Origin of the sequence: Mucilaginibacter endophyticus, assembly GCF_003351025.1 — a bacterium.
In the GTDB taxonomy this organism is placed as follows: domain Bacteria; phylum Bacteroidota; class Bacteroidia; order Sphingobacteriales; family Sphingobacteriaceae; genus Mucilaginibacter; species Mucilaginibacter endophyticus.
Map to the genome: position 1 here is coordinate 142,492 of NZ_QPCG01000004.1, position 19,928 is coordinate 162,419.

Annotated in this window: 18 protein-coding genes; 6 read left to right on the forward strand and 12 right to left on the reverse strand. The window is 42.1% G+C overall.

All coding sequences use genetic code 11. The annotated features are described in order from the left end of the window. Positions 1–480 precede the first annotated feature (480 nt). The 3 genes from DUL71_RS17420 to DUL71_RS17430 form a co-directional block, all read right to left on the reverse strand. Entirely contained in the window at positions 481–2,184 is a 1,704-nt protein-coding gene (locus tag DUL71_RS17420) for a sodium:solute symporter family protein (protein WP_114939318.1), read from the reverse strand. 108 nt (positions 2,185–2,292) lie between these two features. Further along, positions 2,293–2,484: a hypothetical protein gene (locus DUL71_RS17425; RefSeq protein ID WP_112574471.1), complete on the reverse strand. Its 192-nt coding sequence runs from the start codon at positions 2,482–2,484 to the stop codon at positions 2,293–2,295. A 215-nt stretch (positions 2,485–2,699) separates the two neighbouring features. Then, a complete protein-coding gene (locus DUL71_RS17430) occupies positions 2,700–5,171 on the reverse strand; it encodes a PIG-L family deacetylase (RefSeq protein ID WP_114939319.1) in 2,472 nt (823 codons plus the stop codon). 263 nt (positions 5,172–5,434) lie between these two features. On the opposite strand from DUL71_RS17430, the gene DUL71_RS17435 reads away from it, so the two are divergent. From DUL71_RS17435 to DUL71_RS17450, 4 genes are read left to right on the forward strand one after another with little or no spacing between them, the layout of a single operon-like run. Further along, on the forward strand, positions 5,435–6,082 hold the full coding sequence (locus DUL71_RS17435) for a TetR/AcrR family transcriptional regulator (RefSeq protein WP_112574469.1): 648 nt from the start codon (positions 5,435–5,437) through the stop codon (positions 6,080–6,082). Further along, positions 6,066–7,430: a TolC family protein gene (locus tag DUL71_RS17440; RefSeq protein WP_167443305.1), complete on the forward strand. Its 1,365-nt coding sequence runs from the start codon at positions 6,066–6,068 to the stop codon at positions 7,428–7,430. Before DUL71_RS17435 ends, DUL71_RS17440 begins: the two co-directional genes overlap by 17 nt. A 23-nt stretch (positions 7,431–7,453) precedes the next feature. Continuing rightward, positions 7,454–8,509, forward strand: coding sequence for an HlyD family secretion protein (locus DUL71_RS17445; protein ID WP_112574467.1), 1,056 nt, complete (start codon positions 7,454–7,456; stop codon positions 8,507–8,509). Between the two features lie 4 nt (positions 8,510–8,513). After that, the gene (locus tag DUL71_RS17450) at positions 8,514–10,058 is read left to right on the forward strand and encodes a DHA2 family efflux MFS transporter permease subunit (RefSeq protein WP_114939321.1); all 1,545 of its coding nucleotides are present in this window, start codon (positions 8,514–8,516) and stop codon (positions 10,056–10,058) included. Positions 10,059–10,313: 255 nt separating this feature from the next. Here DUL71_RS17450 and DUL71_RS17455 read toward each other — a convergent pair whose 3' ends face one another. Together DUL71_RS17455 and DUL71_RS17460 are read right to left on the reverse strand one after the other, a co-directional pair. Next, positions 10,314–10,898: a carboxymuconolactone decarboxylase family protein gene (locus tag DUL71_RS17455; protein ID WP_114939753.1), complete on the reverse strand. Its 585-nt coding sequence runs from the start codon at positions 10,896–10,898 to the stop codon at positions 10,314–10,316. 228 nt (positions 10,899–11,126) lie between these two features. Continuing rightward, complete coding sequence (locus DUL71_RS17460) at positions 11,127–11,672, reverse strand: peroxiredoxin (protein WP_091172945.1); 546 nt, start codon at positions 11,670–11,672, stop codon at positions 11,127–11,129. A gap of 185 nt (positions 11,673–11,857) precedes the next feature. Between DUL71_RS17460 and DUL71_RS17465 the strand changes: the two genes are divergently transcribed. Both DUL71_RS17465 and DUL71_RS17470 read left to right on the forward strand, forming a co-directional pair. Further along, positions 11,858–13,783, forward strand: a complete 1,926-nt coding sequence (locus DUL71_RS17465; RefSeq protein ID WP_161964460.1) for a WG repeat-containing protein — start codon at positions 11,858–11,860, stop codon at positions 13,781–13,783. A gap of 104 nt (positions 13,784–13,887) precedes the next feature. Further along, positions 13,888–14,412, forward strand: a complete 525-nt coding sequence (locus tag DUL71_RS17470) for a DUF2306 domain-containing protein (protein ID WP_161964461.1) — start codon at positions 13,888–13,890, stop codon at positions 14,410–14,412. A 188-nt stretch (positions 14,413–14,600) separates the two neighbouring features. Here DUL71_RS17470 and DUL71_RS17475 read toward each other — a convergent pair whose 3' ends face one another. From DUL71_RS17475 to DUL71_RS17505, 7 genes are all read right to left on the reverse strand, one after another. Beyond that, a complete protein-coding gene (locus DUL71_RS17475; RefSeq protein ID WP_114939324.1) occupies positions 14,601–15,767 on the reverse strand; it encodes a toxic anion resistance protein in 1,167 nt (388 codons plus the stop codon). Between the two features lie 82 nt (positions 15,768–15,849). Then, entirely contained in the window at positions 15,850–16,464 is a 615-nt protein-coding gene (locus DUL71_RS17480; RefSeq protein WP_112574462.1) for a TerD family protein, read from the reverse strand. A gap of 5 nt (positions 16,465–16,469) precedes the next feature. Further along, the gene (locus tag DUL71_RS17485; protein ID WP_114939325.1) at positions 16,470–17,024 is read right to left on the reverse strand and encodes a TerD family protein; all 555 of its coding nucleotides are present in this window, start codon (positions 17,022–17,024) and stop codon (positions 16,470–16,472) included. Beyond that, positions 17,014–17,859 (reverse strand): phosphoribosyltransferase family protein, encoded by an 846-nt coding sequence (locus DUL71_RS17490; protein ID WP_114939326.1) that lies wholly within the window; start codon positions 17,857–17,859, stop codon positions 17,014–17,016. The genes DUL71_RS17485 and DUL71_RS17490 overlap by 11 nt, the downstream gene beginning before the upstream one ends. Further along, the gene (locus DUL71_RS17495) at positions 17,856–18,551 is read right to left on the reverse strand and encodes an HAD family hydrolase (RefSeq protein ID WP_114939327.1); all 696 of its coding nucleotides are present in this window, start codon (positions 18,549–18,551) and stop codon (positions 17,856–17,858) included. Before DUL71_RS17495 ends, DUL71_RS17490 begins: the two co-directional genes overlap by 4 nt. Positions 18,552–18,676: 125 nt before the next feature. Then, positions 18,677–19,345, reverse strand: coding sequence for a TerD family protein (locus DUL71_RS17500; protein ID WP_114939328.1), 669 nt, complete (start codon positions 19,343–19,345; stop codon positions 18,677–18,679). Between the two features lie 4 nt (positions 19,346–19,349). After that, entirely contained in the window at positions 19,350–19,925 is a 576-nt protein-coding gene (locus DUL71_RS17505; RefSeq protein ID WP_090531232.1) for a TerD family protein, read from the reverse strand. Positions 19,926–19,928: the final 3 nt, after the last annotated feature.

The window sequence follows — 19,928 nt, forward strand, 5'->3', positions numbered from 1 at the left end:
TATCCAACTTAATTGGAACGTGGCACCTACGGTGCCGAGAATTATGCCCCTCCCTTTAGAGAGTAATAGCCCATGAATTGACAATTCCCTCCCTTGGGAGGGGTGCGCTAGGATCGCGAGTAGGCAGGGAGGGGTTTATACGCCATTTAGTGAATAAGCCTGTCGATGAAACCCCTCACTACACCCTCCCAAGGGAGGGAATCGCACAGCCCACACTCTTAAACCCCTCTGAATGTCTTTTGATAGACTATTACCCTTTAGAGCTATAAACATGTAGCTCCGATGGGGCTCAATAATATTTTATAACCAACGAGCCTGCCGTGCCATCCGGCCTCGGAGAGGCCACGTGTTTGTAGACAAAATTTAAAGAAATAGTTGACTCCATAGGAGTCTCGTAGCTGTAAACATGCTTTCCAAATCTTGTTTGGTGCACATTTAGGTTTTATGGGAAAGCTTAAACTCTTAGCGAGCTCTAAGGCTTTAATTAGCCTTCTTAGCTGAAGGACCAGGTACCATCACACTAATAATCCATGCGATAATGATGAGCAGAAGAGCGCCGATAGCATTAAGCCACAAATAGGCAATTACATTATAATACCCCATAAGGCAGATCAATGCTTCGGTTATAATAGCGGCTATAAATACAGCGGTACCTTTTATCTTCTTGAGATAAAAAGCTACAATGAATACACCAAGAATGGTTCCGTAAATATAGGAACCCAATTGGTTTACCGCTTCCAGCAGATTACCGATCCTACTGGCGTACAAGGCCATACCTATGCAAACTACTCCCCAAAATACGGTAGCCAGTCGAGATGCGTTTAGATAAATCTGGTCTGTGGCATTCGGATTAATAATACGCTTATAAATATCAACCACACTTGTAGAAGCCAGCGAGTTTAAAGCACTTGCGGTTGAGCCCATAGATGCCAGGAAAATAATGGCCATCAGCAAGCCGATCAATCCTTTAGGCAGGTACTGCGTTACAAAAGTCAGGAACACATAATTGGTATCATTATCATCGGCCTTGGGATTATTTTTCTTCATCAGCTCAATCGCATTTTGCCTGATGCTATGGGCCTGCATATCGGCTACCTTTAGCTGGCCCTGCGCCTGGTTAATGCGGTCTTCGTTTTTACTGTCGATGGCCTTGATCAGCTCATCGGCCTTGGTTTTCTTTTGCTCAAAAGCCTGGGTGTATTGCTGATCAAGATAATTGTATTGTGTAGCGTAATTGCTTTTTTGAATTTGCTTAACCTCGTACTGATTAAAAAACATTGGCGGGCGGTTAAACTGGTAAAACGTGAATACCAGCACGCCTATCAATAGGATCAGGAATTGCATCGGGATCTTGATCAGTCCATTCATGATCAGTCCAAGACGGCTTTGCCCTACCGAACTTCCGGTTAAATAACGCCCTACCTGGCTTTGGTCGGTACCGAAGTAAGAGAGTTGTAAAAAGAAACCACCAATTAATCCGCTCCAGATAGTATAACGGTTATCCGGGTCAAATTTCCAGTCTATTACGTTCATCCGGCCCATTTTACCGGCCATTTTCAGCGAGCTCATGAAGCTCACATTACCCGGCAGCAGGTAAACCACCAATATGCCCGCCAAAAACATGCCCATAAAAATGATGCTCATTTGCAGCAGTTGCGTATACGATACGGCCTTGCTTCCGCCATACACTGTATAAATGATCACCAGGCCGCCTATAAAAAGCGTGGTATAAACGGTGTTGATGTTTAATATGGTTGAAAGGATAATGGATGGCGCGTAAATAGTAACCCCGGTTGAAAGGCCCCGCTGCACCAAAAACAAAAATGAGGTAAGCGCGCGGGTTTTCAGATCAAAACGCTGTTCCAGGAATTCGTAGGCCGTGTAAACTTTGAGTCGGTGAAAAATGGGAACAAAGGTGATGCAAAGCACAATCATGGCCAGCGGCAGCCCGAAGTAGAACTGCACAAAACGCATCCCATCAGAGTAAGCCTGTCCCGGTGCCGAAAGAAATGTGATAGCACTGGCCTGCGTGGCCATTACCGATAGCCCTACATGGTACCAGGGCAAGGAGCGGTTGCCCATCAAAAACTGGTCGATATTTTTATTGCTGCCACTTTTCCATATGCCATACAGCACTATAGAGAATATGGTGAGCCCTAAAACAATCCAGTCGATTAAACTCATTCAAAAAATTTGGTAATGAGCCAGAATATTAAAACTAAAAAAACCAGCCATGCGGCAACAATGCCGTAAAACTGGTTCCAATTTTTTATAAATGAAGGGAGGTCAGGATCAGGCCTCTTCATTACGGCCACGAACTAACACGGCGATATATGCAGCAGCAGTTAACAAGCCTAAAACACCACCTACAAAAATCCAGGTAAAGCCTTTATCGATAATAAAACCAACGAATAAGCCGGTCACTAATCCAACCAGGTAGTATATGAAATCAAAGTTTTCTTTTTCTTCTTTATGGTGTCCCATGATGTTATGAATATGATTGCGGCAAAAATAGGTGATTAATTGAATTTTACCAACTGTTTATTTTGTAAAAGGATTATGAATGTTTAAAACAACTACGTCATTGCGAGGCACGAAGCAATCGCATGCTATACAGAGCGGCTATGCTTCCGTGCGATTGCTTCGTCGTTCCTCCTCGCAATGACATAATGGAAGAACATTATTAATTAAATAACATATCAATTTGTTCCTGTTGATGGCTTTGGCTTGCTCAGTAAGTTGATGAACAACCTGTATGCTCCGGGTACACCAGCAGGCAATTCTCTGAAAAATGCCAGCGAGGTGTACACAAACCTGCCTTTGCCGTAATCGCCAACAATTAATGATCCGTTAAGCGGTTCTTCGCCTTTGTCATGCATTTGCAGAATAGGCTTATACTGCGGATCGATGTTGGTTACATAGTATAATCCACGTTCCTGGATCCAACCGTTGAAATCATCATTAGTTATTTTATTAGGATAGTTCAGTACCGGGTTCTGCTGATCTAATATGGATATTTCGGCGTTTTCATCGGTAACCCTTCTGTTTACTACAGTGAACGGATAAGGACCTATTTGTTTTACCACAATACCATTGTTGTTATTGTACTGCACCACCAGGTTGCCGCCGTTTTTTACATATTCCAATAATTTAGGTTGCTGATAAGCAAGGCGCTCATTCACGTTGTAGGCCCGAACCCCGGTTACGATGGCATCGTATACCGATAAATCACCGTTCATCACTTCATTTTCGGTAAGTAAATGCACTTCGTAACCTACCTGGCGTAAAGCTTCCGGCATTTGATCGCCGGCTCCGACAATGTAACCTATCTTTTTACCGTTGGCTTTCAGGTCGAGGTAAACGAGTTTAGTTTGAGCGGGCGGAAATAAAGTAATTGCCGGCACGTGATCGTACCTGATGCGGCGAAGGCTAAGCGAAAACGGTTTTCCATTGGCATTAACAACGGCTTCCAGTTCTGCTACTTTTTGCTTGTTATCCGTAGGTTTTACAGTAAACGCTACCGACCATTCGTCATTTTTATCTTTATTGGTGAAATCAATCTTCTCCGGACTTATTTTAAAACCAGCAACCGGTTTAAGGCTAATGCTTCCATTTGCTTTGGCAAAGCTTTTCAGGTTCAGCAACACCGTTTGCGCTTGTTGTGTGCTGAAGATATAATCCTTGTTATCGATGTTTGCTGTAACCGGTGGGGTAATTTCTATAGGCTGATATACCTCTCCCCTAACCGGATCTACATATTTATAAATAATCCGGCGATCTATATTAATAGGCTTGCCTTCTACGATAAATTGGAATGTAACTTTTGGCAGATCAGGATTTTCGGGGTTACCTGCAAGCGTATTATCTGGCAGCGTATAAACGCCAACGGGGTGCGGTGCTGCTAACCAGTAAGGCTGCGTTAAGGCAGATGCCGCTGCAGTGGTTTCAAAAGTTTGCACCTGATTAAACGGCAGCTCTTTGCTTTGCAACGCTAACGAGCTGTCGTTAGCCTCAATGCTATTTATTTTAACACGATAATTAAAACGGTTAATCACCTGCGCACGTATATTTATTTTATCACCAAGCGAGTAAGTTGGTTCGGTAGCGTAAGCTTCAAACCACAAACCGGCACAGGTAGCAATCAGGTTATTCAGTTCTTTAGTTTTCTGTTCGCGCCAGTAAGTATCCGGAACTTTCTCAACCTTCATTAAAAGCTGAACCAGGGCCGGCAATGATTTTTCGGGAGCCTCGCTTATAAAGTTTCGCCTGATAACATTTACAAGAGCAGCAATGGCATCACCGTCCTTAACGCGTTTCCAGGTTGTGTTAACACCATCCATCAGGTCTTCCTGGGGTGCATCACCTAAAATAGTTTTGAAAAATTCGAATGATTCGCCGCGTTGTTTAGCCGAACCGAAGCCTTGGGTTTTGTGGTTGCTACGGCTTTCGGCAGCTATTTCGCCGTAGCTTTTGCCCAGGGTAGTATTGTAAACGCCAACGTCTATCTTAAACTGATCGGCGGCGGTAGTATTTGTGCTACCAAAATTGAAAGTGTTCCACATGAGGCGTTTGGCCTGCCATGGTTTTACATATTTTAATTGTTCGGGATAACGGTTGGGATCAGCAGCAGCAGTAAAAGCCTCCTGCGCCAATATTGCCGATGAAGTATGATGACCATGGCCACCTTCGCCGGTTGTAGGGAAACGGCAAATAATCACATCTGGCCTAAACTTGCGGATCACCCAAACAACATCGCCCAATACTTTTTCTTTATCCCAGATCTTCAGCGTCTCTTCCGGTCCTTTTGAAAAACCAAAATCATTAGCGCGTGTAAAAAACTGTTCGGCGCCATCAACCCTTCGGGCTGCCAGCAGTTCCTGCGTACGGATCAATCCAAGTAGTTCGCTTTGCTCATTGCCTATCAGGTTTTGGCCGCCATCTCCACGGGTAAGCGACAAATACCCGGTGCGATAATGTTTTTCCTGCGCCAGGTAAGCAAGCAAGCGGGTATTTTCATCATCCGGGTGTGCCGCCACATACAGCACGCTGCCCAGCACATCAAGCTTTTTTAAATTTTGCTGAATAGTGCCAAGATCAGTTGGCGGATTGGTTTGGGCATTTGATAAAACAGTTGCAAACAGCAATAATGCAATGAGGTAGATACGCTTCATAGCAACAAATATATTGAAAGATAAATATTCTGCATTTGCTGTATCAACAATATAACAAAACCATTACTATGAGCATCAATCTGTTAAGATTTTTGGCCATAGTTATTAAATGTTTCAACAAACACTTTTAATTTTTATAATTTTCTTAAGCCATGTCAAACAAATCTGTCATTCGATGGTAATCTTAATCAACTGATTAACTTTTTCTGCTTCAATCCGATACGCTTAATCAATCGTTTGATTAATTTTGTGCCGTTAAAACAATGGAAAAAGATAAAATAGATAAAAAAGACCATATCCTCGACGTAGCCGAAAAGGTGTTCGCGGATCTTGGTTATGACGGTGCCTCCACCCGTACCATATCGGGCGAAGCCGGTGTAAACATGGCTATGCTCAATTACTATTTTGGATCAAAAGAAGGGCTTTTCCTGGCAGTTTTTAAGCGTAAAATCGATTCGTTCCGCACCCTGCTGCAAAATATTGGCAGCGATGAAAGCATGAACGCCTGGGATAAACTGGATAAATGCATTGACAATTACGTTGAGCGCATTATTGCCAATAACTGTTTTCAAAAGCTTATAAACAGAGAAGTATCCATGAACAAACGTGGTGATCTTACCGATAAGATCATCGAAATATTAATGGTAAATGTGTACGAGGTAAAAAGAATTATGGAAGAGGGCGTAAACAACGGCCTGTTTTATAAGGATGTTGATGTGCCTCTTGTAATTGCCACCCTATTCGGTACAAAAAATTATATCGTTAACATGCCGCAGCTATCATCATTAATACTGGGACATGATATTCGTGATGAAAAGTTTATGGAAAATGAACTGAAACCACGCGTTAAAACATACATGAAAAGACTTTTAAAAGCTTATTTAGTTAATGAACATGACAACTCCAAATAACAAAACCAATCACCTTAAACTATTAAAGCAGGTGTTACGGCCCATTTTGCGTGGCAGTATCGCCCTCATAGTTTTAAGCCTGCCTTTTGTAGCCAGCGCGCAAGACAGGACACTAACACTTGATGAGGCTATTAAACTTGGCCTTGAAAACAGCAAAACGCTAAAACTATCAAACTCAAAGGTTGAGCAGGCTATTTCTGAATACAACCAGGCTAAAGATGAAGCCCTGCCAACAGGTAAAGTAAGCTATGGTTACAACCACGCCGAAATTCCGGCCAACAGGCTTGCTTTAGGTTCTGAAAGCTTTAATCTGCCTAACCGCGCTGATGCTTACCTTGGCATCCTTACTTTAAACCAAACCATATTTGCAGGCGGTAAATTGAAATATGCCCGTCAGTCAACCGACTTGCTTACACAGGTAGCCCGTTTGGATATAGAGAATGATAAAGACCAGATTGTTTACGACATCATCAGCTCATATTACAATCTGTACAAAGTATTGCAAAGCAAAAAAGTAGTAGCACAAAACTTAACCACTGTTGATGGTCAGATTAAACAGGCACAACGCTTTTTTGAACAGGGCCTGGTAACTAAAAACGATGTATTGCGTTTTCAATTACAACGCTCAAACATTGAAGTTAACGGTGTAGACCTGGAAACTAACCGTCGTATCATTAACTACAACCTTAACGTATTGTTAGGTTTACCTGAAGGTACACAGTTAAATATCGACCAGATTACCGAAGCCGACAGGCAGGTAGCTCCGCTTACTGCTTACCTTGATACAGCAATGGCTGTTCGCCCTGAGTTTAAACAATTCGCGCTACGCAGCCGTGTTGCCGAAACCAATATCAAAAGCATTAAAGCTAATGAATTGCCAACTTTAGGCGCTTCAGTTGCAGGTTATTATGTTGATGTTAACGCCAATCCTATCCCTAAAAGCGGTAACTTCATCACTCCACTATCGGCCGGCTTAACACTGTCATGGAACTTCAGCTCATTGTGGACAAACAAAAACAAGGTAAAAGAAGCCCAGATTCAGAGCCAGCAGGTTGATATCAACAAAAGTATCACTACCGACCGTGTAAAAGACGAGGTTAACCAAAGCTACCAGAGCTATACCCAGGCCCTTGAAAAAATCAAACTTTTACAAACAGCTATTGATCAGGCAGGTGAAAACAACAAGATCCTCGAATCAAAATACAAAAGCAATATAGCCTCAGCTACAGACAGGGCCGACGCGGAAACATTGCTTTACCAGGCACAGATCAACTTAGAATTGGCTAAAGCCGATGCTGGTCTGGCTTACTATACTCTACAAAAATCAACAGGAAAAATCAACAAATAACAATACCAAACCTTTTAAATAAAATGGCAAAGGAACAAGAAACACCGGAACAACCGAAAAAGAAAAACAAAGTTATCCCCATCATATTAGGCATTGTACTTATTGGCGGCGTAATTTTCGGTATAAAAGAATACATCTACTTCAGCAAACACATTGATACTGATGATGCGCAGATTGACGGCGATATCAGCCCTGTAGTTGCCCGCGTTGGCGGATATGTTGATTCAATTTATTTTGAAGAAAATACCCACGTAAACGTTGGTCAGCCGTTGGTTAAAATTGACGACCGCGACTATAAAGTAAAATTAGAGCAGGCTCAGGCTGCACAAGTTGGCGCAAGCGCTGGTATCAATGTAAACCAGTCACAGATCTTCGCTAACGAAGCAAATTCTGCTGGCGCTAAAGCTCAGGTTGCATCAAACGCTGCCCACTTAGAGAAAGTACAAAAAGATTACGACCGTTATGCCAACCTGGTAAAAGACGGATCAGTAACTCAACAACAATTTGACCAGGCCAAAGCCGATCTTGATGTTGCTAAAGCTAACTACAAAGCATCACAGGACCAGTACAAAGCTGCTGTTGAGCAAATTGGTACTACCCGCAGCCAGTTAGCAGTTACCCACACAGGCGTGTCACAAAGGCAGGTTGATATTGACTATGCAAAACTACAATTGAGCTATACTTTAGTTAAATCACCTGCAAGTGGTTTAGCATCTAAAAAGAATGTACAGTTAGGTCAGCTGGTACAGGCTGGTCAAACTTTGTTCTCAATTGTGAATGACAACAGCCTTTACATTACTGCCAACTACAAAGAAACTCAGCTTACCAACATCAAAAACGGTTTAAAAGTGGAGATTGAAGTTGACGCTTATCCTGATATGAAACTGGAAGGCCAGGTTTACAATTTTTCACCTGCTACAGGTGCTAAATTCTCCCTGCTTCCTCCGGATAACGCTACCGGTAACTTCGTAAAAGTTGTACAACGTGTGCCTGTAAAAATCAAAATTAACGGCACTAAAGAAGAGCTTGCAAAATTACGCCCTGGTATGAGCGTAAACGTATCAGTAATTAAAGAATAATATTATGGCTGAAACTGGCTTTAAAAAGTGGATCATCACTATTACGGTGATCACAGCTTCGCTACTGGAGCTGATTGATACCACTATCGTTAACGTAGCACTGCCTCACATACAGGGTAACCTTGGCGCAACCCTTGAGGATGTGGCCTGGGTAGTAACCGGCTATGCGGTAGCAAACGTGATCATATTGCCCATGTCAGGATGGCTGGGCGGCCGTTTTGGGCGTAAAAACTATTTCATGGCATCTATCATCGTGTTTACCATCGTATCATTTTTATGTGGTAACGCGCACAGTATGGATGAACTGGTATTGTTCAGGATATTACAGGGTATAGCTGGTGGCGGTTTAATTTCAACCGCCCAGGCTATATTGCTTGAAACCTGGCCTCGTGAGCAAATAGGTACTGCAACCGCGTTATTTGGTTTGGGAGCGGTTGTAGGCCCAACAGTAGGCCCTACTATTGGCGGCTGGATTGTTGAAAACTACTCATGGCCATGGATCTTTTATGTGAACATCCCGGTAGGCGCATTAGCGGCATTTTGTACATACACCTTTGTTAGGGAAACGCCCAAGGATGCCAAAGGTAAACCTGTTGACTGGTGGGGTATCATCCTGCTGGCCATTGCGGTGGGCAGCTTACAAACCGTACTTGAAAAAGGCGAAAGCGAAGACTGGTTTGCAAAACCATATATCCTGATATTAACTATATCAGCTGTATTGGGCACCATATTGTTTATTTGGCGAGAGATGAGCACGGAGCACCCGATTGTGAATTTCAGTATCCTCCGGCACCGAAGTTTTGCTGTGGGGATGTTTACCTCCTTCATTCTCGGGTTTGGTTTGTACGGATCGGTGTTTGTGTTCCCGGTATTTTGTCAAAACCTGCTTGGGTTTAATGCCCAGCAAACCGGTGAGCTATTGTTTCCGGGTGGTTTGTGTACCATTGTGATGATGCCATTTATAGGTAAGATGCTTAACAAAGGCATACCGGCCCAATTTATGGCTACAGCGGGCATGTTCCTGTTTTATGTATTCACACACATGCTGAGTGGCTCAACGCTTGCTACAGGCGAAAAAGATGTATTAGTACCTCTATTGATCCGTGGTGTAGGTATGGCCTTATTATTCGTGCCACTTACCACACTGGCCATGGCCGATTTGAAAGGCCCTGAACTGGGCCAGGGATCTGGCTTGAACAACATGATGCGCCAGTTAGGTGGTTCGTTTGGTATTGCAACACTAACAACACTCATCCACATTCGTCAGGGTGTGCACCGTAGTAACTTGTTGGTAAACATCAACCAGTACAACACCCCTTTTAACGACCGTTTGAATATGCTTACCCAGGGCTTCATGGCCAAAGGTAAATCAATGATTGACGCTACCCACATGGCTTATCAGGCCATTGAGGGCATGGTTACAAGGCAAACGCTGTTGCTAACTTATGATGACGCTTACTGGATTTCGGGATTGGTGATGCTATTTTCGATACCACTGCTTTATTTGCAGCCGTTCAAGAAGCTCAAAGCCGTTGCGGATTCGCACTAAAACGATAAAAGCCGTTCCACTATTACCGGAACGGCTTTCCCCAAAAAAAATTAACAATTAAAATTTAAGTTACTCCCCCTGCATAAACAACATATTTAAATATCGCGACCAGGGTTTGTTTAATCTTAAGGTATAAATTTACTGGTTTTTAATTAATAAACGCAAATTTTATTGGGCAATAAAATACTATTTATGAAAAAGGCATGAAATTTTATTGTTTCATGCCTTTTTTACTTTTAAAACAAGTTAAGCTTGTTAAAATATAACTTTCCCGGTAGCTGTTATTAACGATGCTATACGCACGGCATCAAAAATACGCTCTTCGGTAGCGCCTAATTTAATCAATGAATCTTCGTGAGCGTTCACGCACATTTCGCAACCGTTAATTGCAGATACCGCTAAACTGGCCAATTCAAAAAATTCTTTACCGGTAACAGGTTTCATCATAAGCTGCATTCGGATCCGTGCCGGGATCTGGGTATACTTTTCTTTTTGAGTAAAGTGCCTGAAACGGTAAAACACGTTGTTTGATGCCAGTAATGAAGCGCAACCAACAGCTTCGCCAATTTCGGCATCGGTGGCTTCGTTGTCTTTAGCGTATTTGGTAAAGAAGTTGGTAAGCGGTAAGTTATTGTTATTTACAGCAGTAGCCAAACCAAGCAGGGCGCACTCTTTATTGGTTAAATGTGCTGAGGTAAGGGTGCTGGTAAAATTCAATTTCAGATCGCGCAGGTAGCGTGAATCGCCTGTTTCTAATAGTGTAAGGCTTGCGGTGCGGTAATTAATATCTAATCCAATACTTTGCAGTATCTCCTGGATCACTTCGGTACTTTCGTTCATGTTTTTCGGGGTTATTTTTTTATTGTAGAGACGCATAATTGCGTCTCCTGCATGAAAATCAATATCGCTAAATAAAGTTGCTTGTCCTTCGGGAGAGACGCATGTGACGCGTCTCTACATCAAAACAGCTTCTGCCTTAGGTTTTTAACTATTGATCTTCAGCTTAAAAAAGGGTGTAAAAAATCCCCGCACCGAAATACAGTACGGGGACAATTATCTGTTATACGATTATACAGTTAAAGTTTCCTGACCTTTTTCCCAGTTGCAAGGGCAAAGCTCGTCAGTTTGTAAACCATCAAGTACACGTAATACTTCTTTCACGTTACGGCCAACGCTCAGGTCGTTAACTGATACCCAACGGATGATACCTTGTGGATCAACGATGAAAGTAGCACGGTAAGCAATTTTTTCAGTTGGCTCTAAAATACCCAGATCTTCAGCTAATGATTTTGAAGTATCAGCAAGCATAGGGAATTTCAAGTCACGCAAATCGTCGTGATCTCTTCTCCAGGCAGCGTGAACAAACTCAGAGTCGGTAGAAGCACCGATCAAACGGGTTTCACGGTCGCGGAATTCGCCAAAGTTTTTGTTGAATTCAGCGATCTCAGTAGGGCAAACAAAAGTAAAGTCTTTTGGCCACCAGAACATTACAGTCCAAACGTTATCATCGTTGGTTAAATACTCAGAAGTAAGGGTTTCAAACTCTTTACCTTTTTCAAGGCTTACTACTGCTGTTTTAGAAAATTCGGGGAATTTTTGTCCTATGGTTAACATATTTTGATATTTCTTTTAATGTTTATGCAAATATAGAAATTTAAACCTGCCTCCCGAATACTAATAATTGATGATGTATAGATTTTAGCTATATGATTAACACATAATATAAACAATATTTATTCGCCTATTTATAAGCACTTTACCCTGTTTTGCTATTTCAAAAAATGGTTTATCTTGGTTGCATGAAAACCAAACCTATCCTCATTATAGCAGTTTCTGTTATTGTTTTAGCCATTGGCGGGTACTTCCTGCTTCGCCGCAACAACGTATCATCACCAAAACAAAACGAGATAAGTCAATTTCTAAGCAATTTTAAAACACAGCTTGCCAAAGGCAACCGCGATTCATTGCTAAACTATTTTGGTGATAAACAAAAAACCGAGCCTATAAACCGCCTGCTTAACGCACTGCTCAACAAACCTGAGAAAGGGGAATATGTTGATATCGTATTTAACGTTGATCTTGATATAGCTAAGGGCAATATTTCATTTATCAATCCCGAGCTTGCGACAGCTGTTGTACCGGTAACTTTCAGGGGTGACCGCCTGGAAAGCAAATTTTCGACCATTACATTCACCATCCAAAAAATAGCTGAACACCAATACAAGATTTATCAGATAGATGCCCGCGACTTTATGACCGATTATATAAGCTATAAGAACAACGCGGTGAAACTTCAATACACCGATAAAGAAATTTATAGCCCTGCTACATTAAAGGCGTTTACCGATGCAAGCAATTTGTATGCAAAGTATGATAGTGTGATATGGTTCGGCCATGTAAAAGATCAAACATACTTTTATGTAGTAAAAGGCAAGTGGGAGCTTTTTGACGCGCTAAACGATTATTTCAGGCCCAAAAAAGACACTGCCAAAACCTACAAAATGGGACTTGTAGGTCCCGATTATAAAGAAGTGATTCCTGCAGAGTATGATCTTGTTCATAATATCAATGGCATCTTCCCCAATCTTATAGAAGTTGAAAAGGAGCACAAACGGGGTTTTTATGATATTAGTGGCAAAATAGTGGTGCCTGTGGAGTATGATCAAATATTCCCACTTAATGACAGCGAGAACCTTGCCGCCCTCAAAAAAGGCGATGATATGTTCTGGCTGAAAAGTGACTACACCATCTCCGAAAAAGCCGACATCAATGTTGCCGATATATTTCCAAAGCTTAAGCAGCCTGCTTCATTTACCTTAACCAAAAGCCCCACCGGCGATATAACAGAATTTAACTCACGCGACGATCATGGAAGTATTTACCTTCCGGCTTCGTACCTGGTTGACCTTGATATTTTACCACAGGTTGTGCAGTTCAAAAACCCGTTACGTAACCATGTTGATTTTGAAGAATCAAGCACACAATATATGGTAAAAGCCCAGTCATTACCTGCACAAAGTTCAGGCAATGGCGATAACTGGCTACAAAGCGCGTTTTACTCTATCCGTGATTATTTTATTGGCGGCCGGGCTGAATTTTACACCAAACAAAACCTGGTATTGGTTGATAAGAAACATAACAGTATTTACAGCCAGCGATTTGATATTGACTATAGCGAAATAGGAGAAGCAGAAGACCTTTCCGGATCATGTAACGAATACACCTTCCGCACACTCACCGATTCGTTATTTGAATTAAAGGCAACTGCTGTTGCCGGTATACCAACATATGATGATAAAAGCGAGTTACGGGAAATGCCTGTATATCATTACCTCACATTAAAGGATGGAAAATTAATTGAACTAAGAACATCGCGTTTGTTCGCTTTCACCAAACACATAAAGATGGACCAAAGCTATTTGGAAGGCTGTTACTCCTACTTGGTAGACGAAGGAGCCCATCATTGGAACGAAAAGTTATCGGATAAACTTACTCCTGATATTTTACGGTATATGAAAAATGAAATCTATGCCGATTACAAGTATAAGTTTAAAGACAAAAGGTGGAACGAAATTTTTTACGCAAGATATGGCGAAGGCAAAGAGGGCCAAAACACCAGCGTCCAGGATTCACTTACCGAGATTGATAAGTATAATATCCAGTGGATTGATCAGAAATTGAAAGCCATGCCGGTTATACAACCAAAGGTACTTGCCGCTAAATGAGTGTCACAGGCCGCATATTAAGATATTTTGCTTTTTTCTGGGTATTTGTGCTCTGCGTGGGCACATTTACCCAGTATTGGAATTTTAATCATGATTCCTATTTTTTGCATATCAAACAAAAAGCGGTTGAAACCGGATGGTACCTCCCTGCCTTTTATTGCCATATTATTGGTAGCAGCGTAATCCTGCTTGCCGGTTTTTTCCAGTTTTCAAAAAAGGTATACAATAACAAGGCCCTGCACCGGGCATTGGGAAAGCTGTATGTATTTGGAGTACTATTTTTCGCTGCACCGGGCGCTTATATCATGACGCTGTTTATAAACCGGGGCACAGGCGTATTCATATCTTTTTTATTGCAGAACACACTGTGGGTGGCTTTTACCCTGGCTGCGTTTCTGTTGGTTAAAAAAGGAAGAATTGACGAGCATATAAAAATGATGAACCGGAGCTATGCCCTCGCCTTTGGCGCGGTTACTTTGCGCTTTTATATCTGGCTGTTTACCGTTTTGGGTAATGGCGTAAATTTTAGTAACAATTACCTCATTATTGCCTTTTTAAGCTGGGTACCTAATTTGATTTTGGCCGAGGTTATAAATAGGTATAGTAAACAGGTGGTTGAGGCAGGGTGAAAGAAATTTTCCTTTTCTAAACTTACGAAGTTTTAAAAACTTCGTAAGTTTTCGACGCCATTATCTTAAACAAGATAGGAAATCATTCATACCATGCTAAACGAACAGTATGGCGAAGAAGATGCTTCGCTCCGTTCAGCATGACAAGAAAAAATAAAGCCCTCCCTTTTGGGGAGGGTTGGGTGGGGTTAACTCACACTCGTTACCGTTTTCTTCAATTCTGTTTCCAGGTTTTGAAGCTCGGTGTTCAGCGTACGACGGTTGGCTGTACCTTCGTCATGAATGCGTTTAACCTCGGTAAGGGTTTCAATGAGCGATGAGGTAGTCTTTTTCAGGGTATCTAACGATACTACTGTTTTTTCATTTTCGCGGGCTACGTCAATGCTGTTTTGTTTAAGCATTTCGGCATTCTTTTGCAAAATGGTGTTGGTTGTATCCGAAATCTTTTTCTGCATCTCCACATTCTCTTTCTGACGGTTGAGGGCTACAGCTATAGTAAGCTGGTTTTTCCAAACCGGGATAGTGGTTGATACGATAGATTGCGCCTTTTCAGCAATGGTAGTATTGTTATTTTGCACTACACGAATTTGCGCCAGCGACTGCATCATAATAAAACGTACCACCTTTAAGTCGGCCAAACGTTTATCAAGGCGGTTCACAAAATCACGCAGATCGGCAATTTCATAATCCTGGTAAGCCGTTGGATTGCCGTCCATTACAGCCAGCTTTTCGTTAAGCTCATTGTACTTAAGCTGCCCGGCAATAATCAGCTCTTCCATTTGTTTAATGTAGGTAACGTTGCTGTCAAACATGGTTTGCAGCGAGCTATTATCCTTTAACGAGTTAACACGACCGGCTTTGATCTTATTGGTGATCTTATCAATATTATTTACCACCGTATCATATTTCTGAAAAAGCTTTTTGGTATCAACAACCAGCTTTTTCATGAACGGGATATGTGATATAAATGAGGTGAACGCGTTTTGGTTAAGCTCATCAACATCAATATAATTAAGTTCGGTAAGCAATTCGTTAATCAGTCCGCCTACTTCGCCCGAGTTATAGGTGCGTACCGAAGTAAGGAAGTTATTGCTGTATTTCTCCATTGAGTTTTGTACCTCAACGCCGTAGTTCAGTATCGAGTTAACATCGCTCGGATTGATATCTTTACCTATCTCCCCATACTTTTGCAGATCCTGGTTTGGTATGGCATCAAGGTTTACATTACCCTGCTTATCTACCTTCATAGGCACGCTACTGGCCGGTGAAGCTGCCGTCGGAATGTCCAGGTTTGTTGGAGTGATTAGCGGTGGTATATTCAGATTTAGTTCATCATTGTTTGGTGCACTTTCCATAATCTTATTTTTAATTATTTAGTAGTACTTAATTTGTTCATGTTAAAAGCCATCCGACTTAATGCCAATGGACTTTAAACTTTTATAAATACGTTGCAGTTACCGTTTTTACGGTTTCTTCCAGCTTGCGATCGCGGGTTGGCTCGCCAATAGCGTTAAATTTCCATTCGCCGTTCTTTTTGTAAAATACGCCCATCACCATTGATACATGGCCAGCAAAATCTTTGCTATGCGCAATATCATAGGTAGCGAAGATCTCGTTAACCCGGGTTGGCGTACCTTCATAAATACGGATAGAGGCAAAAGGGATGGTGCCAAAATCTTGCCCGCGGAAACTGTTTAAAACAAAGGCCACATAGGTAACAGTTGGGCTCAAAGTACCAAAATCTACCGTGATCACTTCGTTGTCCAACCCGTCGTTACCAGCCATATCGCCGGTTAAATCATCACCGCTGTGCCTTACAGAATGATCTTTTGAACGCAGGTTACCAAAGTAGATCACATCAACCAGGCGTTTGCTTTCATCATATAAAATACAGCTGGCATCAAGGTCAACCGCTTCTTTTGTGGTACCAAAACCAAACAAGCCTTTCTTTTCGATAGCACCCCAGTTTATACCAACACATACATTCTGCAATTTGCTGCCGTTACTTTTTTCAAGGCTGATACGCTGCCCTTTTTGAAGATTAATAGCCATAATTTTTAGTTGTATTTGTTTAAATAATCCTGCAAGCCACCTTTCATGCCGGCTCCTACAGCTTCAAATTTCCAGTTATTATCTTTTTTGTAGATCCGGCCAAACTCAACGGCGGTTTCTATCGAAAAATCTTCTTCCAGCTCGTATTTCAAAATATCGGTATTGGTAGCCGAATCAAAAATGCGAACGAATGAGTTGCGCACCTGCCCAAAATTCTGGCGGCGGCTTTCGGCCTCATGAATAGTTACCACAATGCAAATTTCAGTAGCACGCGGATCGATTTTTGACAAGTCAACAATAATTTGCTCATCATCGCCATCGCCGGCACCGGTCAGGTTATCGCCGGTATGCTCCACGGCACCATCCGGAGATTTTGGATTATTATAGAAAACGAAAAATTCGTCGGCCAGTATTTTTTTGTTATCGCCCATGATGAACACCGAAGCGTCGAGGTCAAAGGCCGAGCCTGTTGATGAGCTGTTTGTATCCCAACCAAGGCCTATAGTAAATTTAGGAGCACCAATAGTTTCCCGTTGGCCTTTTTGCAAGTTAATTGCCATGCTGAATTAGTTTATTGTTGTTTATTAATAGGTTTTGTTTAATAAAGTTTAAGTTAGGCGCATAGGCTTCAATAGTATGGTAACCATTACCCAAAGCCATATCATATAACAAGTTTATGAAATTGCTTTCTTGATCGTGTATAAAAATGCAAAAACTTTCATGATCGTAATTTAAGATGTACTTCACTATGCGGGTGTTAATACAAAAGTCGGCCCCCTTAATGATATCATTTAAATGAAAGATGTTTTTGACATGGTGATAATTGAGATAGTTCTCAATATTGGGATGAATGTTTTTGTTCACCAGTTCGGCAAAGTACAGCATGTAAATGTCGTTCTGTAAGCCATACTCATCTACCATTTTCATGATCATGCGCTCATGGCTACCGGTTATCTTGATATCATCCAAAAACAGCAGCGTTTTGCCTGCAAGGAAATCCTTATCAATATGAAACGAATCGTTACCAATTAAGTTGATCCTTTGCTCGGCATCCAGTTCGCCATAATCTTCTTTATAGGTTATTGTACGATGCACCTTGGTTTCCTGCACTACAGGGTAACCATGATGGGCCAGCCAGCGGTTAAGCTTGCACACAAAATGATTTTTCATGGCAAAGGTAGCCGTAGGAATAAACGAGTACGGGCTTGATATCACTACGATCTGTTTCTCTATTGGCTGTTTGGCAAGGACTTCGTTAATGAAGCCATCGGCCAGGTCGGTACCGAAATAGCGGGATACTTCAGCATCGCCAAATTTAAAGCGGCTGTAATCATCCGCGTCAAAACCAAAATGAGTAGCGCTGTTGATGTGATGTAAAGAGTAGGTAGCTTTCATAAACTTAATAAGGTTAAAATAGATAAGTTGTTTGAATTGATGAGCAGGCTATTAAGGCCTGCATCATTAGCCCCTGCTATATCTGCTGCCGGGTTATCGCCTATATGTATGATACCCGATGGGTCTATTTGCTTTGGTTTATTACAATCTTTAACTTTTTGCACCATCAGGTTAAACAATTCCCGGTTAGGCTTCGACATCCCTTCTTCGTCCGAATAGACCTGGAAGTTGAAAAAAACATCTAAACCCAGCTTAACTATCACCTTCCGAAGCGTTTGCCCTTTTATAAAACCCGTATTGCTTAAGATACTCAATGAGCAATCGCCTTTTTGTTTTAGATGCTGTAGCACCTCAATTGTTACAGGCGAGTAAAGCACTGGCAGGTAATAGAACAGCAACGTTTCCATATCGGCATATAGCTTATCTATATTAACATCGGCAAGCGGATACTGGTTATCATTGATGGTGCTGATCACCATCAGGTACATTTCGTCCGCGTCTATATTTTTGCCGGTGCGCTCGTTCACGGCATTACACATCAGGTCAACCTGGCGAAAAGCCCTTGCCACGTCATCGATACTTTTACCCGCCGGATTAAAATCCCGGTGAAAGATCTTGGTACGTTCTATCTTAAAGTACGGATTTGATTTGATCAGCGTAAGCCACAGGTCAAATGAGTAATGCTGGTACATTTATTTTAGGTAGATGAATAAATAACCACCATGTCATTGCGAGCGACGCGTGGCAATCGCTTGCTATACGGAGCGGCTTTGCTTCCGTGCGATTGCTTCGTTCCTCGCAATGACATGATTTTATGTTAATAGGTCCGGAGCAACTCCGAAAGACTATCAGTAGTTTGCGGGTCGCCGATAGCACGGAACTTCCAGGTGCCGTCTTTACGATAAACTTCGGCGAAGGTCATGGAACACATGCCGTTGTAGGTTGAATCACCGGAAAGACTGAATTTAGCGATTTCCTTCCCATGATTGTCAACCGCGCGGATGAACGCATTCTCTACCATACCAAAGTGCTGGTTGTTTTTGCGGCCCTGGTAAATTGCCACCAGGAACAGGATACGATCATATTTCGGGTCGAGCGAATCAAGTTTTACGATGATCTGCTCGTCATCACCATCTCCTGCCCCGGTACGGTTATCTCCCGTTAACCAAATATGACCCGATGGATGACGCATAGAGTTAAAGTAGATCACATCGCCTTCAAACATATTAATGGTACGACCATTAGCCGTTTGCTTGGCATAACCACGATTGGCTACTTTACCATTTTTATCTAATAAAAACGCTATCGCATCCAGGTCGTATTCCGCTTCTTCGGCACCGCCAAACAGCTTGCCTAAAAAGCCGCCACCGTGTGTTTTACGCACATCCCAGCCTAAACCAATAGTTACTGACGACAGGTCGAAACTTTCGCCCTTATCATTTTTACGCAGGTCGATAGTTTGACCCTTTACCAAATTTATAGCCATTGCCTTATTTGATTATTTGCCCTTTGAAATATTTACTTAAAAAGAAGGCCAGGTCCTCTTTATAACCAACACCCGAAGCCTCAAATTTCCACGCGCCACCACGTTTGTACAGCCTGCCAAATTCGATAGCTGTTTCGATAGAAAAATCTTCGCCCAGTTCATACTTGCAAACTTCGGCTCCTGTTTGGTTATCTAATATACGAATGTATGAGTCACGCACCTGGCCAAAATTTTGACGGCGTGCCTGCGCTTCGTGAATAGTTACCACAAACAAGATCTCCTGGATGCGGGCATCTACTTTAGTCAGGTCGACTGTGATCGATTCATCGTCGCCACCATCGCTGTTCCCTCCTGTTGGGTCATCGCCAGTGTGGTGAACCGATTGCTCGGGCGAATCGACATTATTGTAAAACACAAAAAATTCATCCTGCGGTACCAAACGGTTAGCGTCGATCATGATGGCCGATACATCAAGATCGAAATCATAACCTGTACCTTCGTTTGGGTTCCAGCCCAAACCAACTGTCATTTTTGAAAGGCCGATATCTATTTTCTGCCCTTTTTGTAAGTTAATAGCCATTTT

What these genes read in the sequence shown, in the direction of transcription:
- DUL71_RS17420 (WP_114939318.1), bottom strand. Translation starts at nt 2,184, where the DNA reads ATGAGTTTAATCGACTGGATTGTTTTAGGGCTCACCATATTCTCTATA.
- DUL71_RS17425 (WP_112574471.1), bottom strand. Translation starts at nt 2,484, where the DNA reads ATGGGACACCATAAAGAAGAAAAAGAAAACTTTGATTTCATATACTAC.
- DUL71_RS17430 (WP_114939319.1), bottom strand. Translation starts at nt 5,171, where the DNA reads ATGAAGCGTATCTACCTCATTGCATTATTGCTGTTTGCAACTGTTTTA.
- DUL71_RS17435 (WP_112574469.1), top strand. Translation starts at nt 5,435, where the DNA reads ATGGAAAAAGATAAAATAGATAAAAAAGACCATATCCTCGACGTAGCC.
- DUL71_RS17440 (WP_167443305.1), top strand. Translation starts at nt 6,066, where the DNA reads ATGACAACTCCAAATAACAAAACCAATCACCTTAAACTATTAAAGCAG.
- DUL71_RS17445 (WP_112574467.1), top strand. Translation starts at nt 7,454, where the DNA reads ATGGCAAAGGAACAAGAAACACCGGAACAACCGAAAAAGAAAAACAAA.
- DUL71_RS17450 (WP_114939321.1), top strand. Translation starts at nt 8,514, where the DNA reads ATGGCTGAAACTGGCTTTAAAAAGTGGATCATCACTATTACGGTGATC.
- DUL71_RS17455 (WP_114939753.1), bottom strand. Translation starts at nt 10,898, where the DNA reads ATGAACGAAAGTACCGAAGTGATCCAGGAGATACTGCAAAGTATTGGA.
- DUL71_RS17460 (WP_091172945.1), bottom strand. Translation starts at nt 11,672, where the DNA reads ATGTTAACCATAGGACAAAAATTCCCCGAATTTTCTAAAACAGCAGTA.
- DUL71_RS17465 (WP_161964460.1), top strand. Translation starts at nt 11,858, where the DNA reads ATGAAAACCAAACCTATCCTCATTATAGCAGTTTCTGTTATTGTTTTA.
- DUL71_RS17475 (WP_114939324.1), bottom strand. Translation starts at nt 15,767, where the DNA reads ATGGAAAGTGCACCAAACAATGATGAACTAAATCTGAATATACCACCG.
- DUL71_RS17480 (WP_112574462.1), bottom strand. Translation starts at nt 16,464, where the DNA reads ATGGCTATTAATCTTCAAAAAGGGCAGCGTATCAGCCTTGAAAAAAGT.
- DUL71_RS17485 (WP_114939325.1), bottom strand. Translation starts at nt 17,024, where the DNA reads ATGGCAATTAACTTGCAAAAAGGCCAACGGGAAACTATTGGTGCTCCT.
- DUL71_RS17490 (WP_114939326.1), bottom strand. Translation starts at nt 17,859, where the DNA reads ATGAAAGCTACCTACTCTTTACATCACATCAACAGCGCTACTCATTTT.
- DUL71_RS17495 (WP_114939327.1), bottom strand. Translation starts at nt 18,551, where the DNA reads ATGTACCAGCATTACTCATTTGACCTGTGGCTTACGCTGATCAAATCA.
- DUL71_RS17500 (WP_114939328.1), bottom strand. Translation starts at nt 19,345, where the DNA reads ATGGCTATAAATTTGGTAAAGGGTCAAACTATCGACCTGCGTAAAAAT.
- DUL71_RS17505 (WP_090531232.1), bottom strand. Translation starts at nt 19,925, where the DNA reads ATGGCTATTAACTTACAAAAAGGGCAGAAAATAGATATCGGCCTTTCA.